The organism is Pseudoalteromonas sp. bablab_jr010, from assembly GCF_016464105.1.
In the GTDB taxonomy this organism is placed as follows: Bacteria; Pseudomonadota; Gammaproteobacteria; order Enterobacterales; family Alteromonadaceae; genus Pseudoalteromonas; species Pseudoalteromonas simplex.
Genome location: NZ_JACDWV010000202.1, coordinates 1 through 325, shown reverse-complemented (window position 1 = coordinate 325; position 325 = coordinate 1). Strand labels below are relative to the sequence as shown.

The window sequence follows — 325 nt, the reverse complement described above, 5'->3', positions numbered from 1 at the left end:
AACGATTGGCACTTTGCCGACCTTTGGGATGCTTATAGCGTCATTTTCAATTCGAATACAGTTGGAATTATTGACCGCTCGGAAGCTATCATTGTGAAGCCGCTTCCTTTTGTAGGAAACTTTGTGCTTTGGAAAATGCTGCAAACGACCTTTAGAAAATGCATTCTTCATCGCTGTTTCCAAGTCGCGAGCAACCTGCTGAGCAGCAGCAGAATCAAACGCTTTAATCCAGCTAAATTCCTCGAATGGCTTAATTTCCTTGAGGAGAGAAGCCATATCTTTGTAAAACAGGAATGTTTTATCGTATTCATATCGACGCATATTT

The 325-nt window shown here is 41.2% G+C and carries 1 pseudogene; it reads right to left on the bottom strand.

Annotation, left to right across the window (positions count from 1 at the left end):
* Positions 1-325: pseudogene (locus JIG37_RS22075) on the bottom strand (RNA-guided endonuclease TnpB family protein); the annotation flags it as partial.